General features: G+C 68.5%; 11 protein-coding genes. 4 read left to right on the forward strand and 7 right to left on the reverse strand.

The features are described 5' to 3' along the window. Position 1: 1 nt before the first annotated feature. The 7 genes from Pla175_RS03755 to Pla175_RS03785 form a co-directional block, all read right to left on the reverse strand. Positions 2-2,233 carry a sugar transferase gene (locus Pla175_RS03755; protein ID WP_145281357.1) on the reverse strand — a complete coding sequence of 744 codons (2,232 nt, stop codon included), beginning with the start codon at positions 2,231-2,233 and terminating at the stop codon, positions 2-4. Positions 2,234-2,237: 4 nt separating this feature from the next. Beyond that, positions 2,238-3,386, reverse strand: a complete 1,149-nt coding sequence (locus Pla175_RS03760) for a DegT/DnrJ/EryC1/StrS family aminotransferase (RefSeq protein ID WP_197527251.1) — start codon at positions 3,384-3,386, stop codon at positions 2,238-2,240. A 14-nt stretch (positions 3,387-3,400) separates the two neighbouring features. Further along, positions 3,401-4,291, reverse strand: a complete 891-nt coding sequence (locus tag Pla175_RS03765) for a sulfotransferase family protein (protein ID WP_145281359.1) — start codon at positions 4,289-4,291, stop codon at positions 3,401-3,403. Between the two features lie 18 nt (positions 4,292-4,309). Then, positions 4,310-5,542 carry a glycosyltransferase family 4 protein gene (locus tag Pla175_RS03770; RefSeq protein ID WP_197527252.1) on the reverse strand — a complete coding sequence of 411 codons (1,233 nt, stop codon included), beginning with the start codon at positions 5,540-5,542 and terminating at the stop codon, positions 4,310-4,312. A gap of 26 nt (positions 5,543-5,568) precedes the next feature. Continuing rightward, complete coding sequence (wecB, locus tag Pla175_RS03775) at positions 5,569-6,702, reverse strand: non-hydrolyzing UDP-N-acetylglucosamine 2-epimerase (RefSeq protein ID WP_145281361.1); 1,134 nt, start codon at positions 6,700-6,702, stop codon at positions 5,569-5,571. A 95-nt stretch (positions 6,703-6,797) separates the two neighbouring features. Next, positions 6,798-7,919, reverse strand: a complete 1,122-nt coding sequence (locus Pla175_RS03780; protein ID WP_197527253.1) for a polysaccharide biosynthesis C-terminal domain-containing protein — start codon at positions 7,917-7,919, stop codon at positions 6,798-6,800. Next, positions 7,916-8,962 (reverse strand): polysaccharide biosynthesis protein, encoded by a 1,047-nt coding sequence (locus Pla175_RS03785; RefSeq protein ID WP_145281363.1) that lies wholly within the window; start codon positions 8,960-8,962, stop codon positions 7,916-7,918. The genes Pla175_RS03780 and Pla175_RS03785 overlap by 4 nt, the downstream gene beginning before the upstream one ends. Before the next feature lie 339 nt (positions 8,963-9,301). On the opposite strand from Pla175_RS03785, the gene Pla175_RS03790 reads away from it, so the two are divergent. Genes Pla175_RS03790 through Pla175_RS03805 form a run of 4 tightly spaced genes read left to right on the forward strand, consistent with a single transcriptional unit; the run spans position 9,302 to position 17,164 of the window. Then, the gene (locus Pla175_RS03790; RefSeq protein ID WP_145281364.1) at positions 9,302-10,387 is read left to right on the forward strand and encodes a polysaccharide biosynthesis/export family protein; all 1,086 of its coding nucleotides are present in this window, start codon (positions 9,302-9,304) and stop codon (positions 10,385-10,387) included. A 3-nt stretch (positions 10,388-10,390) separates the two neighbouring features. Continuing rightward, positions 10,391-12,664 (forward strand): polysaccharide biosynthesis tyrosine autokinase, encoded by a 2,274-nt coding sequence (locus Pla175_RS03795; RefSeq protein ID WP_145281365.1) that lies wholly within the window; start codon positions 10,391-10,393, stop codon positions 12,662-12,664. 27 nt (positions 12,665-12,691) lie between these two features. Beyond that, positions 12,692-15,331: an O-antigen ligase family protein gene (locus Pla175_RS03800; protein WP_197527254.1), complete on the forward strand. Its 2,640-nt coding sequence runs from the start codon at positions 12,692-12,694 to the stop codon at positions 15,329-15,331. Between the two features lie 3 nt (positions 15,332-15,334). After that, complete coding sequence (locus tag Pla175_RS03805) at positions 15,335-17,164, forward strand: polysaccharide biosynthesis protein (protein ID WP_145281367.1); 1,830 nt, start codon at positions 15,335-15,337, stop codon at positions 17,162-17,164. Positions 17,165-17,197: the final 33 nt, after the last annotated feature.

Raw genomic sequence — 17,197 nt, forward strand, 5'->3', positions numbered from 1 at the left:
TTTAGGCGGCCTCCCGATCGGGTCGGAGCGTCGGCCGCGCGGAGGCGCCCTCTGGATTGCTGTCAGCGGGGGCGCCCGTCACCTTCGCGAGGATGCCCCTTGCGATGCCCCGAACCACCCGCTGCTCATCGCGCGACAGCAGCCAGGTCCAAAGCAGGACCGGCGCGGTCAGCAGTTGCGCGCCGACAAGCACGCCACGCAAGGCGGGCGACGTTAGCTGCATCGTGGCGATCGAATTGAACAACAACGCCGCGGAAGCCACGGTCGGCTTCAGCACCAGCGGAACGAGGACCCCGCGAAGCGGCAGGGCGAGCTCGCGGCAGAGCAGCAGCGGGAGGGGCAGGTTCCCCAACACCGTCCCGGCAAGCATGCCCCAGGCAAGGCCGGCCAATTGGTTGCTCGCGATCCAGCCGCCGGCGAGCGCCAGCCCGAGCGTCAACGCCGACTTACCCGCCAGGCAGCACGCCAGCCAGCGATGCCGGTTGACGGCGATTAGCAGGCTCGCTGGCGCTAGCATCAATGCGTCGACCAAGAACGCCGCGGCGATCAGCGTGAAGGTCGTGGCGCCTAAGGCGTGCTGGGGTCCGATCCAGACACGGGAGAACAAGTCGAGCAGCGGAAGCGTGGCCGTGACAATCAACGCCGCACCCGCCACAACCCCCTTGGTGCAGAGCGAGAGCGCCCGCTGGACCGCGGCGCGGTCGCCACGGGCGTGCCAAAGCAGCACATAGGGGCGCACCCCCATCGGGATCGCCGATACGAGCGACCATCCGGCAACCCGGTACAAGTTGAGCGCCAAGAACAGCGGGGGCGCCAGCACCAGGCTGTCCATCCGCGTCGCCAGCACGCACAAGGCGGTGCGGTCGAGCACGTACGATGCGCTGATCAACAGGAAGAAGCCCGAATTGCTCGCCAGCGGCAGCAGCAGACCGGGACGGAACGCCCGCAGCCGCAGCCGCGCCCAGGGGCGATCGCGGATGGTGGGCCGATAAACGGCCAGCGTGGACAGGAGCAGCGCCAAGTTAGTCGCGATCACGACCCCAATGATGCCGCCTCCGCTCCAGGCGACGGCAATCGCAGCCACGGCGGCCAGCACCGTGCCCGCCAGCTCGTAGGCGAGCCGCACCGGCATCAGCCGGATGCCGATCAGCACGCCGGGGATCACCAGCAGTGGAATCCGCAGCAACGCCAGCGGGATGGCGACCGCCAGGCAGCCTATTAGCAGCGGCCGGTACGCGGCGTCGGCGTCGGACAGCAGCCAACTGCCGACTGGGAACAAGTAAAGACACGCCAAGGCCGCCAACGTGGTGGGCGCCACAACCATCCAGTAAAGCACGTGCGCGGTCGCTTGCACCTCGCCGACGCGCCGCAGGTCGCCTTGGGCGAACGCGGCGCCGACTTCATTCACGACCGTTTGCCCCAGCCCGCACTCGGTGAGCCCCAGGTACATGCCGACGGCGCCGACCGTGATCCACAGGGCGTACTGTTCCGGGCCGAGCAACGCGATCAGCACCGGCATCAGCACGAGCGCCGATCCGCTACGCGCCAGCGTGTTCGCGGCGAACAACCCCTGCGCGGCGAGGGTCCGGAAGACGATCGGTTCGGGACGGGGGTCGTCGCCAGAGGCGGGTTGGCCCCCGCGGCGCACGGGCACGATCCTGGCGAGGGTCGAGACGATCAAGCCCATGTCGGTCCAAACCGTTGCCCGATGGGCGTACTCCAGATTGATCCGCAGCTTTTCCGGCATCACCACGTCGCGGTACAGCCGCTCCGGGTCGGCGCTGCCGGCGAGGCGGCGTTCTTCGTCGATGAACTCGAGCGAAGCCGGGTCGGTGATGCCCGGGCGCCAATCGAGCACCCGGCGCTCGTCAGCGTTATACAGGGCGACGTAGTAAGGCACTTCGGGCCGTGGGCCGACCAGCGACATCTCGCCTACCAGCACGTTCCAGAGCTGCGGCAGTTCGTCCAGCTTGGTGCGTCGCAGCAACCGGCCGAGCGGCGTGACGCGTGGGTCGCCGCTGGCGGTGACCAGCGGGCCGCTGTGTGTTGGCTGGTTGCCCATCGAGCGGAACTTAAGCAGCGTGAACGGCCGGCCATGCCGCCCGACGCGTTGCTGCCTAAAGAGCGCCGGCCCCCGACTCCCCAGCCGCACCGCGATAGCGATCCCCAGCAGCAGCGGCGCAAGCGCCAGCAGACCTACCGCAGAGACCGTGATGTCGACCAGTCGCTTCATCGACTCAGGCGGCTCTCCTGGCGCGGCGTCCGACAAGCTCGCCCACGCTCTGGATGACGGCTTCGACCTGTGCGTCGCTGAGTGCGGGTGACAGCGGTAGGCTGAGCATCCGGCCGTAGGCGTCTTCGGCGACCGGGAAGTCGCCCCACCCGTACCCGTACGCCTGCCGGTAGTGCCGGTGGAGGTGGACCGGGATGAAGTGGAGCGAGGTTCGCACGCCCCGCGCCGCCAGCCCAGCGATCAACTGGTCGCGATCGACCATCGCGCCGGGGCGAATCCGCAGCACGTAGAGGTGGTGAGCGTGATCGACGCCCGTTCGCGTCGCCGGCGTCTGCAGGCCCGGCAGGCGGTCAAACGCTTCGTTGTAGGCGTCCCAGATCGCTTGACGGCGTGCTTGCATTGCGGGGAGCTTGGCGAGCTGCACCAAACCGATCGACGACTGCACGTCGCTGAGGTTGCATTTCTGCCCCGCTTCGAGGACCTCGTAAAACCAGTTTCCCTTTTCGCCGTAGCGGTTCCAGGCGTCTCGGCTCATCCCGTGAAGGCTGAGGCGGCGGGCGCGTTCAAGCAGCTCTGCCGATCCTGTGAGCATGCCCCCTTCGCCTACGGCGAGATTCTTCGTCGCGTAGAAGCTGAACGCCGTGAGCCGGTCGCTGGCCCCGATCATCTGTCCGCGGTGCGCTGCCGGGACCGCGTGCGCCGCGTCCTCGATCAGCGGCACGCCCGCTTCGTTGGCTGCCTCCGCCAAGCGGTCCAGGTCCGCTGGGTGTCCGGCGTAGTGGACCGCGATGATCGCTTTGGTTCGAGGAGTGATCGCTCGCGCAACGGCCCGCGGGTCAATATTGAGCGTGTCGGGCTCAACGTCGACCAGCACGGGCCGGGCGCCGACGTGCTGGACCACGTTCAGGGTCGAGACAAACGTCATCGTGGTCGAGATCACCTCATCGCCCGGCCCGACGTTGTGCAACCGTAGCGCAAGCCCAAGCGCCGCGGTGCACGAGTTGACCGCGATCGCTGCCGGGGCGCCGACGAAATCGCGGAAGTCTGCCTCAAACTGGGCCGTCTTTGGGCCGGTCGTCAGCCAGCCGGAGCGGATCGCTTCTGCCGCTGCGGCGACTTCTTCTTCGCCGACGCACGGGGGGGAAAATGGCACGGAGATAGTTGTCGTCATGCCGCGGACCGATGGGTTGGAGAGTTCAAGTAGCCGTGCCGCACCAGGGCGAGGCCAAGCACGCCGTCGATCGCGGTGCGTTGGGCGGCGGCCAGTCGCCGGTGTCCGCCTCGGAGGTCCGGCTTCACCCCGTGGGCCGCTGCGTCGATCGAGACTGATCTAGCAGGTAGAGCCAGCTCATTAAGCACCCGGGTGAGCGTCTCGGTCGGTTGAGAGACGAGCTCCTCGTACCGCACCTCGACCCGTCGTTCGGGCGCCAGGAGCTGGCGGTCCCGTTCGTACGCTTCGACACAGCGCCGCCACTGCCAGGCGCACACTTCGGCCAGCGGCAGGTTCCGCGCGTCGTGTTGCATCCCGCGATAGCAAGGCCCCCAGCAGGGCGCCGGGCCTCGACCGACGAGCCGGATCAACGACCGGCCAGCCTGGCGCACGCCGTAAGAGAAGCATTGGGCCCACGGGAAGCTGAACGCCTTGCGCAGCGCGTAGCCGGCGGCCGGGGGGCTCTGCCAGCAGCGCATCGCCGACTCGGTTACGTCACGCCCGTCGCGCAGCAGGTGAACAAAACGAGCCTCGGGGAGGGCGCGCAACACGTAGGGGATCCGCAGCACATTGCTTACGGACTTCTCTACAAACGTCCCACGAGCGTTCTTTGAGAGGCCGGCGGCTCGATTCAGACTGCGGCGAAGCCGATCGGCGACTTGAGAGGTCAATTTCTGGGCGCACAACTCATCGTCCTGGCAGGCGGGGTCCGCCGCCCGCCAAAGGTAGTTGACATCATACGGAACCATGGCGACGCCGGCGGCTTCGGCTAGCATTCCGCGCAGCAGTTTCGTGCCGGAACGAGCGGCGCCGAGAACAATGATTGGAGAGGCGTGGGTTGCGGACATTGCCTAGAGGCGGGAGGTTTACGCGGCGCGGGTCAATGTGATGGTTTCCTGGTCTAGCTCGCTGATTATCTCTTCCCAGGCTCGCAGCATCCGTTCTCGCCCGAACAGCGAATCTGCGACCCGCACGATCCGTCCGCGTTCGCCTTCAACGCGTGGCGTGCGTGACGCGAGCGCCTGGGCCATTGCCGAGGCTACGGCTTCTGCGGAAGGGGCCTCGGCGACCGTGCCGAGTCCGAAGCGACGCACGGTGTCGGCGAGACTCGATTGTGGATCAACCACGGCCAGCAAGGGACAGCCGGCGGTGAGATACATCAGCGCCTTGCTGGGGTAGGCGACCCCGGTCATCCCGGGCGCCAGAGAGACGATCCCCAGGTCGGCGGCCCGCATCGCGGCCGCGGCGATCTCGACCGGCGCTTGATCGACGAAGAACACGCTGCGTCCGACTAGCCCGTGGGCTCGACGCACAAGTTCTTCACGGACCGCCCCGGAGCCCATCAGCACAAGCCGGGCGCCGAGCGACTCGGGGAGCAGACGCATTGCGTCAACCAGCGTCGGGAGCGATTGGAATCGCCCCAGGTTGCCGGCGAACAGCATGGTCGGCCCGGTAGCCTCAGCGATCTCGGCGGGCGTTTCTGCCTCCACTTCCATGTCTGTGTCGAGCGCGCAGTTGTTCACCACGCGGATGCTTGACGACGGGAGGCGCCGTTCGAGGAGCGTGTGGCGCATGTCGTCCGACAGCGTCACCACTCTTTCCGCGGCGCGGCAGTTGGCCGTTTCGATACTCAAGAGAAGGCGTTGCCTCCAGCCGGGTTTGAGGGCGCCGACTACGCACTGCGCCTCGGGGTGCAGGTCTTGCAGGTGCAGGACGAACGGCGTGCCGGTCAATCGACGGATGACCCGCAACGCGACGCCGATCGCGATCGGAGGGTGGCTGTTGGCGATGACCAGGTCGTAGCGGCGCCAGACGCAGGCGTGCGCGACGGCCCTCAGAAGAAACCAAATGAAGTTGACTCCCCGTAGGAGACGCCAACGCTTGCGTTCGGGCAGCAAGCGGACACGCTTCACCTCAACGCCCCCGAGTGTTTCTTTCCAGGGTGAGGGCGCCTGCCTTGCGTTGCTGTAGCTGGGCTGGCCCGTCAGCACGGTGACACGGCAGCCGCGCGTCGCCAACCGCTCGGCGATCGCCCGCGAGAGCCGCGCGTAGGGCGTGGCGTCGGGCCAGTAGTGGCGGTAGACAACGAGGATTCGCACGGCGGTTCTGGCTGGGGAGGGGGCGGTCAGGCCGCGTCGTTGCTGTTGATGCCGTCCCATCGATGGCTGAGCCCTGTCAGCCCCAGGATCAGCTTGAGCACCCGCTGCGATACGCCCGCTATTTGGTACTCCGCCGGGATCGGCTGGCGGCGGCTCTGCTCGCGGTTGGCGATGACAAAGTCGACCGCGTCTAGCACGGCCCCTTCCTCGAGCCCTGCCAGTACCATGTGGCCCGAATCGAGCGCTTCGGGACGCTCGATCGCGTTGCGGGTGGTCACGGCCGGGAAGCCGAGGATGGCGCTCTCTTCGCTGATGGTGCCGCTGTCGCTAACCGTGCAAAGGGAGTCGCACTGCAGGCGGATGTAGTCGTGAAAGCCGAAAGGCTTGAGGAAGCGGACCCGCGGATCAATGCTGGTTTCGACCGCGTCGATCCGTGCTCGGGTGCGGGGATGCGTGCTGACGACGACCGGAGCGTCGTGTCGCTCTGCGATCGCGTTGAGGAGCCCCAGCAGCTTGAACAGGTTCGACTTGATGTCGACGTTCTCGGCCCGATGCAGGCTAACCAGCACGTAGCCCTGCGGCTTCAGCTCGAGCTGTTTGACGATCGCTGAGGCGCCGATCGCATCGCGGTTGGCGTCCAGCACCTCACGCATGGGCGAGCCGGTGAGGTAGATCTTGCGGGGGTGGATCCCTTCGGCCAGCAGGTTCCGCCGGGCGTGCTCGGTGTACACCAGGTTGAAGTCGCTGATGTGGTCCACGATCCGCCGATTGATCTCTTCGGGCACGTTGAAGTCAAAGCAGCGGTTGCCGGCCTCCATGTGAAAGACGGGGACCTTCATCCGCCGGGCGATCACCGCGGCCATTGCGCTGTTGGTGTCGCCCAGGATCAGCACGGCGTCGGGCTTCTCCTGGCGGAGCACGCGCTCGGCGCCCAGCATCACGTCGCCCAAGATCTGTCCGAGCGACTCGCGGCCGATGTTCAGGAAGTGCTTGGGCTGACGGACGCCGAGGTCTTGGAAGAAGACGTCGTTCAGCTCGACGTCGCTGTTCTGCCCCGTGTGAACCAACACGTGCTCGACGTGCTGGTCCAAGAGCGCCATCACGCGCGACAGCCGGATGATCTCCGGTCGCGTGCCGAGGATGGTCATGACTTTGAGCATGAGGGGCGAGGGGTTAGGGGCGAGAGGCGAGAGGCGAGAGGCGACAGCGAACCGCTTGCGCGTTCTCGCCTCTCGCCCCTAACCCCTCGTCCCTCTCAAGCGACCTTCTGGTAGTGCGTGTCGGGGTCTTGCGCGTCGAAAATCTCGCTGGTCCAAAACATCGTCAGCAGTTCTTCGCTCCCAGTGTTCTCGATGTGGTGCGTGTGCATGACGGGGATCGAGATGAACTCTGGTTGAGCGCCAGAAACGCGGAACTCACGCACGGTCCCTTCACCGACGCGTCGGAGGCGGATCACCGCGTCTCCCCGCAGCACGCAGAACCATTCCACCTTGCGCGTGTGGTAGTGGTCGCCGCGGATCACCCCCGGCTTGGTGGTAGAGAAAAACACTTGGCCCCCCGCGGCCAGCTTGATGATCTCGAACAGCTCGCCGCGGTGGTCTGCCCGCACCGGCGGCCGGTGGCGGTGGTCTTCTAGCTCAACGTAGCCCAGGAAGGTTGCGTACAGCTTGGCCCGTAGCGGTTCGCTCAGGTCGGGCACAACCTGCCGCTCGAAGTAGCACTCGCGGAAGTCGCGCAGCATCGTCAGCAGGTCGCTCACGCAAAGCGGCGCCCCGCCGGGTACGTCGATCGTCTGCACGCCCGTTGGCGGGTCGTAGATCGTTTTCTTCACGTGATCCACCAGATCGCCGACCCACAACAGCGACACCTCGCGGTTGTCGATCACCCGCGGCTCTTCGCCGCGAGCAAGCTGGTGGCAGAACGTGGCGACCACAGAGTTGTAGAACGGCTTGCAACCCGCGCCGTAGACGTTTGGCGTCACCAGCACCGAGAGCGGGGCTCCGGTCGATTCGCTCCAGGCGCGGAATCGTTCTTCGGCGGCGCGCTTGGAACGTCCGTACGCCGTGGGGCTCTCACGCAGCGTGGTCGACGCGTACAGAACGTGGGGCGTCGAGTCGGTCCGGGCGAGCGCCTCGACCAGCCTCTCGGCGAGGTGGAGATTCACCCGCTCGATCTCGGCGTCATCGCCACGGTTCATTCCGGCCAGGTGGACGATGGCGTCGCAGCGGGCAGCGAAGAACTGAAGCGCCAGCGGGTTGTCCCAGGCGTCACGCGGGCACAACGCAATGGTGACGTCGGCCTCGCGGCCAAGCCGTTCGATAAGGTGCCGGGCGATGAAGCCGCTCGGGCCGGTGATTCCAATAACTTGCTTCTTCACGCTGCTGCCCTCCGTGGCGTGGCATTTGATCGCCAGCCGTTCAGCTCGGCCCGTACTTCAGGCAGTTCCATCAGCAGCGCCGCCGTCTCGTCCACCGATAGCCGGCGGGCGTTCTCGGAAGTGTAGCCATCGCGGGCGAACGCGGCGGAGCGCTCGCCGCGGACAAAAAACTTGTCGTAGTCGCGGTCGCCGTCGCAGGCCACCCGGTAGTAGTCGTCAAACTCTTGGGCGCGGGTCAGTTCCTCGGCGGTCACCAGCACCTCGTGCAGCTTCTCGCCGGCGCGGACGCCCACCACGTCGATCGGGTTGTCCGCCTCGAACAGCCGCAGTAGCGCCTCGGCGAGGTCTTGCACCGTGGCGGCTGGCGCCTTGCGGACCAGCAGGTCCCCCTGCTCGCCGTGCTCCATGGCGAAGGTGACGAGCGTGACCGCATCCGCCAGCGGCAGCAGCAGCCGGGTCATCTTGGGCTCGGTGATGGTCAGCGGCTTGCCGGACTTGATCTGCTGGATGAACAGCGGGATCACCGATCCGCGGCTGTACATCACGTTGCCGTAGCGGACGCCGCAGTAGGTGGTCTGCGATCCGGGCGCCCGGGCCCGGGCGAGCGTGAGCTTCTCCATTAGGGCCTTGGTCTGGCCCATGGCGTTGATCGGGTAGACCGCCTTGTCCGTGCTCAGCACCACCAGCTTCTCGACACCGCACTGCTCGGCCGCTTCGAGCACGTTGTGCGCGCCGATGACGTTGGTTTTCACAGCTTCGATCGGGAAGAACTCGCACGACGGCACCTGCTTGAGTGCTGCGGCGTGGAACACGTAGTCGACGCCGCGCATGGCAGAAGTTACCGCGGCGGCGTCACGCACGTCGCCGATCACAAACGCCACACGGTCGTCCGCGAGCGCTAGACGCATGTCGTGCTGCTTCTTCTCGTCGCGGCTGAAGACGACGACACGTTTGGGGCGGTGCTCGGCCAGCACCAGCCGGACAAAGTCGTTGCCGAACGATCCGGTGCCGCCAGTAACGAGGATGGTCTTGTGGTCGAACATGGCAGGGCAGGTGGGGTCGGGGGATCGAGCGCGGCGGGAGTCTAGGCAGCGCGGGGGCCCGTCACAAGGTCAGTCGTCGAACCACGCAAGAACCCCGACCGCAGGCGCCGATAGCCGCCGGGCTACGCCCCGGCGGCGGGCTTCGAGTGGCGTTGCTTGCATAGTGACCCCGCTGGGGCGTAGCCCGGCGGCTATCGGGGTGAGGGATGGAGTCTTACTTCGCGTGACTCATGTTGTCGGGGGCTTTCGATTTGTGTATTTACCGCCGCTCGCACACCCCGTGACGCAGCTCCAGGAACCCGCCAACTCGTGGATCTTCAGCTCATACCTCGCCGTGCGTTGGCGGCAGCCGTACTTCTCTCGGCCCTGGCGGGCTGCCAGAGCGGCGGGTTCCGCGCCGCCAACCTGCCTCCGGAGCTCATCGCCCAACCCACAACCGGCCTCCGTCAGATGAAGCTGGGCACGCTCGCGACCAGCGGAAACCGCGGGGCCGCGATCGCCCCGGGCGACCTGCTAGCAGTCCGCGTCGTGAGCGGCGCCGAGGCGAGCCCCCCAGAGCCGTTCCTCTGCCGGGTCAGCGACGCGGGGATCGTGGAAACCCCGGTCATTGGCGCCGTGAACGTAGTTGATCTCGAACCGAGCGACGCGGCGACGCGCATCGCAGCCGCCGCGGTTGAGCGCAGCATCTACCGCCAGCCTCAGGTCACCGTTGAGTTTCAAGAGCGCGCCACCAACCGCGTCACCGTGCTGGGCGCCGTTTCCGAGCCCGGCGTTCACGAGATCCCCCGAGGCGCCTGCGACGTGGTGGCCGCCATCGCCGCGGCCGGCGGCATGACCGAGAGCGCGGATTTCCAGGTAGAAGTGCTGCGTCGTTCGCAACCGCAGCCGCTGGCCAGCGCCGAGTCCGGCGACGGGTCGGAAGTACAGCAAGCGTCGTTCGCCCCACCGTCGCAACGCAGCGCCTCGTACCCCGAGGCGTCGCAGCCGAGCATCGAGAGGCTCGACCTGGCCGACACCGGCCCCGGCGCGCCGCGCGACCGACCGCTCGGCGATGGCGACGTGTTGATGGTGATCGAGAAAGAGAAGCGGTTTATCCACATCACGGGCCTGGTCGCCAAGCCGGACCAGATCGAGCTGCCCGTCGACCAGGACATCCGCCTGCTCGACGCGGTGGCGATGGCCGGCGGCAAGACCTCGCCGGTGGCCGATAAGGCGATCGTTATCCGCCAGGTCCCCGGCGGCGGAGAGCCGGTGGTGATCAACGTCAGCCTCAACAAGGCCAAGGTCGATGGCCGTGAAAACCTGTTGCTTGCTCCTAACGACCTGGTGAGCGTCGAGAACACCCCGGCCACCGCGGCGCTGCAAACCGTGAAAGACTTTGTCCGCGTGACGATGGGGGTCAGCGGCGGGATCGCCACCTTCTAGCATATGAAACAATCGCCCACGGCCGCCTTGGCCCGAGAAGAAGAATGGCAGGACGACTCCGGCGCCGCCGGCGCCGCGCTTGAGGGCGTGCTGCGCTTCCTGCGCGTGGTGCAGCGTCGCCAGAAGCTGGTGGCCTTGATCGTGGCGGGTCACCTGGCCGTCGGCGCCGCGTACTACTTCACCGCCACCCGCTACTACGAGAGCACCGCCAAGCTGCTGGTGATCGAACAGAACCCCGATCAGCTTTCTTCGATGGGGGACCAGGCCGGGTCCGACAACGTGACGGCCAATCATCAGCAGATTGTCCGCAGCCCCGTCGTGGTCCGCGAGGCCATCCAGGCGCTCGAGCCTCAGCACCGCCTCGATCTGCTGGGGGTCCCCTCGCAGCGCTGGTTGGAGGACATCCTCTCGCGGCTCTCGGCCAGCTCGGTCCGCAAGACCAACGTCATCGAGGTCCGCTACCGATCGAAGGAGCCTGAGGCGGCCACCGCGGTCGTCACCTCGGTCATCAACTCCTACCTGGCGTTTGTTGATCGCACGCACCGTGGCGCGGCGCTCGATATCCACGAGATGCTCACCACCAAACACGCTCAGCTTGTCGAGGAGCTCGACGCCAAGCAGCGCGAGCTGCAGCAGGTGCGCAACGAGGTGGGCCGGCTGGTGGCCGCCGGCGACTCGGACGCCGTCGACCCGATGGTCGCCCGGGCGCTCAAGCTGAACGACGCCCTGATGGACGCCCAGGCCAAGCGGCTGGAGGTAGAGGCCTCTCTGGCCACGGTGCGGGAGGCGCTCGCCAGCGGGCAGGACCTGCGGCGGTACGTCGCCCTGGTCGAGGAAGCGGTCGGCCAGCAGATGTTGATGAGCGCCATGGGCGTCGCTCCAGACGACTTGGCGCTGATCGCCCAACAGCGTCAGAAGCTGCTGGAAGACGAGCAAGAGCTGCGGCGGGTGGCGCCCTTCTTGGCAGAGAACAACCCGACCGTGACGGCCCTCAACGAACGCATCGCCGCCACCAAACAGTACCTTGCGGGCCGCCACGTCGGCGCCGGCGAGGCGCTCGGCGGCATCGGCGACAGCGAGCTCGGCCCGCTGCTGATCTCGATGCTCCAGCAATCGGCGCAGCAGCTCGCCCGCCTCGAAACCCAGCTCACCGACTCGTTTGAGGCCGCCCGCGCCCATGCGCTGGAGCAGAGCAGCGGCCTGATCCGGCTTTCCATGCTGGAGCGCGACGTCGCCCGGCTTGAGAAGCTGCACGACGTGCTGTTCGAGAAGCTGGAGACGGTCGACACCCACCAGCTCCAGGCGCCCGTGCGGGTGACGGTGATCGAAGAGGCCATGCCCAACGAGCGGCCCGTTTCGCCGCAGCTTCGGCTGGTGGTGCTGGCGTCGCTGTGCGGCGGCCTGGCGGTAGCGGCCGGGGTGGTCTACGCCCAGGACCTGCTGGACGACCGCTTCGGCTCCCCGGAAGAGATGTCGCGCGAGCTCGGCCTGCCCATCCTTTCGATCGTCCGTCAGCTCAACCCCACCGGCGGAGAGCGCCTCGAAGCGGTCCACATGTTCCGAGACGGCAACTCCCCAGACGCCGAGGCCTTCCGCACACTCCGGACCGCCCTCACGCTCACCGGCGACGTGGCCGACCGGATCGTGGTCTCCAGCGCCGAGCCGAGCGACGGCAAGACGACCGTCTCGTCGAACCTGGCGGTCGCGTTCGCCCAGATCGGCAAACGCACCCTGGTGATCGACGCCGACCTCCGCAAGCCGGGGCTTACCGCGCTGCTCGGCCTCAAGGGGCAGCCGGGCGTGACCGACCTGCTGACCGCCCGCGGCGAGATGTCCAAGCTCGCCCCCGGGGTGGTCCGCAAGACAGACCAGCCGGGCCTCGACGTGATCCCCGCCGGACCGCGGCGGCCCGACCCCGCCGAGCTGCTGGTCGGACCGGCGCTCACCGAGCTGCTTGCCTGGGCCGACTCGCGTTACGACCAGGTGCTGATCGACTGCCCACCAGTGCTGGCGGTGAGCGACGCGCAAATTGTCGGCCGGCTGGTCGACGGCGTGGTGTTGGTGGTCAGCCCCGAGAAGAACCACCGCCGCTTGGTGTCGCGGGCATGCGAGAGCTTCCTCTCCGCCGGGGTGCACGTGCTGGGCGTCGTCGCCAACCGCATCACCCAGGGCGGGGGCCACGGCTACGGGTACGGTTATGGCTACGGGTACGGCTACGGGCACGATGAGCCCGACACAGAAGACGACACCCCCATCGCGCCCCTCCGCGCGGCCTAACCCCAGCGACAGGGAATCCCCCACGCCGTGAACTGGTCCTCTGCACACCGCCCGTCGCTGAACACGCTGCGCCGCGCGCCGCGCTGGCTGAGCGACGCCGGGCTGCTGGGCTGCTTGCTGCTTGTGCCGCTGGCGCAGGGCGGGCGCCACGGGCTCGGCACGTTCCTCTACGCCGCGTGTGTCGCCGCTGCGCTGCTGGGGTGGATCGTCCATTGGCTTCAGTCGGGCCGGCCGGCGCTGCGAGGAAGCTGGCTGCTGGCCGTCGCGGGCGGGGCGGCGCTGCTGGTCGTGCTTCAACTCATCCCGCTCCCCACGGGGCTGCTCCACCGGCTGGCGCCGTGGCAGGCCGATGCGCTGCCGCTCTGGCAGGGCGTTGGCGAGGCGTCGTTCGGCACGTGGCAGACCCTGTCGATCGTTCCGCACGAGTCCACCGAGGGGCTCGCGCTGCTGGTCACGCACGCCCTGTTGTTGTTCACCGTGCTGCAGCGGATCGACAGCCGAGAGGCCGCGGCGCGGCTGCTCAAGGGCGTGGCGATCGCAGCCTTCGCGGCGGCGTTGATCGGGCTGGCCGGCGCGGCGCAGAGCCAGGGGGCGCTGTTTGGCGTCGACCGGGGCCCGCAGACCGACTGGCTCCGCGGCAGCTTCACCAACCGCAACCACTTCGCTCACTTCCTCGCGCTTGGCGTCGGGCCGTTGGCGGCGCTGGCCTGCGGCGCGCTCGCCAGCAGAAAACCAGAGCCGCAGCTCGGTCGCCCTGCCAATCCGCTCGCCTTCGATCCACGCCGCTGGGCCCCCGTGGTGGGTCTGGCGACCGTCATCGCGGCGGTGCTGCTGAGCGGATCCCGCGGCGGCACGCTCGCCTCGGCCGCCTCGCTCGGCGTGGCCACGCTGTGGCTGGTGCTGCGCGGCATGCTCAACCCCCGCTTCGGATGGTCGCTGTTGGCCGTGGCGGCCGCGGTGCTGGGGGTCGTTTCGTGCACCAAGTACGAAGGCGTTACCGACCGACTGGAAGACCTCGCCTCGGTGGAAGAAGTCGATCCCGAAGGGGGCCGCCGCGTGGTCTGGGCCGCCAACATCGCGGCCGAGAAGCACAGCCCTTGGCTCGGCTACGGCGCCGGGAGCCACCGGTTCGTCTACCCGCTCTACCTCGACGTCCCCTGGCCGCGCGAGTTCACCCACGCCGAGTCGGGGTACTTGCAGGTCGCCACCGAAACGGGCCTGGTGGGCGCGGCGCTGCTGCTTGCCGCCCTGGGGGTCGTGGCGGTTTGGATCCTTCGGATGGCCAGGCCCGCGAGGGCGCCCGCCACCGAAACCTGGCTCGAGCCCGCGGTCGCCGGCACGCTGGTCGCCAGTGGCCTGCACGCGCTGGTCGACTTTGTCTGGTACGCCCCGGCACTGCTGGGGCTTACGGTGCTGCAGCTCGCGGTTGCGTGCGAGCTCGCACGCCGCCCGGGCGGCGCCCAGGTCGCGTGGCGGTGGCGCCCCTCGCCGCTGGGCGTCACGGCCGGCGTGGCGGCGCTTGGGGTGTGGGCGATCGCGACGCTGCTCCCCGCGGCAGCGGCGGCCGGCGCCTGGGACCGCTACGTCCGCGCGTCGCAGACCGCGCGTCAGCTCTCCTTGCAGCTCGCTCAAGCGACCGAGGACGATCAAGCCGTGCAGTCGGCTTCGCACGCACGCTACATCAACGCGCTCAAGATCGAGGCGCTGCGCGAAGCCGTCGCGGGCAACCCACACGACGCCCGTGCCCGGGTGCGGCTGGCGGGCGCGTTGTTGCAGCAGTTCGAGCTCACCGCGACCGACGCCGGCAACGTGATGAGCCACACCCAGGCGCGCGACGCGGCCCTGACGGCCGGCTTTGCCGGCCCAGACGAAACCATCGCCTGGCTCCGCCGCGCGTTCGGCGAGCGAGGACTGCTGCTCTCCGAGGCGTACGGCCACGCACGCCAAGCGGTCCGCTTGGCGCCGCTGGAAGGGGAGGGCTACCTGTACCTCGCCGACCTCACCCAGTTCGCTCCGCCGGCGCAGCGAGACCGCGCCGCGCTCACCCAGCAGGGGCTGGCGGCGCGCCCCTACAGCGGGCGTGTGCAGTTCCTGGCCGGCGTCCAGCAGCAGTCGCTCGGGCGCTACGACGAGGCGCTGGCGCTCTTTCAGTCTGCGTTCGCCCGGCCCGGATCGCAGCGTGAGAGGATCGCGCTCATCTTCGCCACTCAGATCTCGGCCGCCGAGTTCCTCGAGGCGTTCCAGCCAGACGGGCCGCTGCTGCGGACGGTCTTCCTGCAGTACGCCGCGCGGGGCGACGAGGGAGACATGAAGGCGCTGGCGAACTACACCCAGCGCCTGGCCGACGAGAGCCACGACCTCACGCCGCGCGGGCGATCGGCCATCTGGCGTCACGCCAGCGAGATCTACCGCAACCTTGGCGACAACGAGCAGGCGATCGTCTGCGCGACGCGCGCCTACGAGTTGGCGCCGGGCGACTTCTACAACCGTCTCCACCTGGCTGCTTCGTTCGTCGCGGCCGAGCGCTTCGACGACGCCGACCCGCACCTGCGTTGGTGCCTGAGCCGCCGACCCGATGTCGAGGCGCCCCGCATCTGGCTTGCGCAGGGGACCAAACACCGCGCCCGGCAGGCCCGTGCAGAGCTCCACCAGCGGAGGCGAAACTAGCCCGTGCAGCTCCAACAGCTCTCGACGTTGCTGCTCTACGCCGTGCTGGCCGCGGTGTCGTACGCCGCCGCCTTTGCGTTGCGGTTCGGCGGCGTCGTGCCGCCGCAGTATGTTGATGTGCTGATCGGGTCCATCGGCCTGGCGACCTGCGCCAAGCTGGCGGCCTGCTACTGGTTCGGCCTCCATAAAGGGTTCAGCCGGTACCTGTCGTTCGACGACCTGATCGTCATCGGCAAGGCGACCACCCTCGGCTCGATCGCGCTCACCTTCGCCGACGCGCTGCTGATGCCCCTGGCGTCGCTGCCGCGCGGCGTGCTGGTGATCGACTGGGGCGCCACGCTGATGACCCTCGGCCTGGTGCGCGCCGCGCCGCGGGCGCTGCGGCACTTTCCCGGTTTCGCCGCCGCGGGGCGTGGCCCCCGGGCGCTGATCGTGGGCGCCGACGACGACGGCGAGGCCCTGCTGCGCGCCCTGCGCGGCTCGCGCACCGCGCCGCGTCGGGTGGTCGGCTTCCTCGACGCCGACCCACGCCGCCAGGGACGCCGCATCGGCGGCGTGCCGGTGCTGGGCGCCGCGGACCGGCTGTCGTACTGGGTCGCTCGGCTGCATATCGAAGAAGTCCTCATCTCCGGCGGCATGAACGGCCGCGACGTGCGGATGCTGGTCGACGCCGCCGAGCAGTGCGGCGTGCGCGTTTGTGTGCTGCCGAGCTACGACCGGCTGCTCCAGGGCTCGGTCGCCGTGCAGCCGCGGCCGGTCGCCATCGAAGACCTGCTGCGCCGCGACCCCGTGCAGCTCGACCAGGCCAGCCTCCACGGGTTCGTCGGGGGCCAAACGGTGCTGGTGACCGGCAGCGCCGGCAGCATCGGGTCGGAGCTCTGCCGACAACTGCTGGCGCTGGGGCCCAAACGCTTGGTGCTGGTCGACCGCAGCGAGACCGGCCAGTTCTTCCTGGAACGCGAGCTCACCCTGGGGGGCTCGGGCGTTGAGGTCACCGCCATGCTGGCCGACATGACAGACGTCGACCGCCTGCGCGTGGTGTTCGACCAGACCCGCCCCGACGTGGTGTTCCACGCCGCCGCGTACAAGCACGTGCCGCTGATGGAGTCGCACCCCGGCGAGGGGATCAAGAACATCGTGCTGGCCACCCGCAACGTCGCGGAGCTGGCCCACGAGTTCGACTGCGGCACGCTGGTGATGATCAGCACCGACAAGGCGGTGAACCCCACCAGCGTGATGGGCTCGTGCAAGAAGCTGGCCGAACGGTACGTGCAGGCCCGCGCGGCCGCCGGGCGGCGGTTCATCACCGTGCGGTTCGGCAACGTGCTCGACTCGGCCGGCAGCGTGGTGCCGATCTTCCGCCAGCAGATCGCCGCGGGGGGGCCGATCACCATCACCCACCCCGACATCGTGCGGTACTTCATGATGATCCCCGAGGCGGCCCAGTTGGTGATCCAGGCCGGAGCGCTGGGCGCGGGGGGGGAGATCTTCGTGCTCGACATGGGCGAGCCGGTCCGCATCGTCGACCTGGCCCGCGACATGATCCACCTGTCGGGGCTGAGGGAAGGGGAAGACATCGAGATCGAGGTCGTCGGCCTCCGCCCGGGCGAGAAGCTGTACGAGGAGTTGTACGGCGACGAAGAGACCCACGCCCCCACGTCGCACCCCAAGATCATGGCCGCCGCCAGCGCGGCGGTGTCGCTGTTGAAGGTGACCCGCGACATCAACCGGCTCGAGGCGCTGGCCAACGCTCCGGCCGACGTGGTCCGCGCCGCCCTGGGCGAGGTGGTGCCGCGGCTCGAGTCGCAGGCCGCCGAGCGCCGGGCCGCGTAGCGGGGCCCGAGGCGCCGCCCCGCTGCCTGCGGG

Source organism: Pirellulimonas nuda, from assembly GCF_007750855.1.
GTDB classification, from domain to species: Bacteria; Planctomycetota; Planctomycetia; order Pirellulales; family Lacipirellulaceae; genus Pirellulimonas; species Pirellulimonas nuda.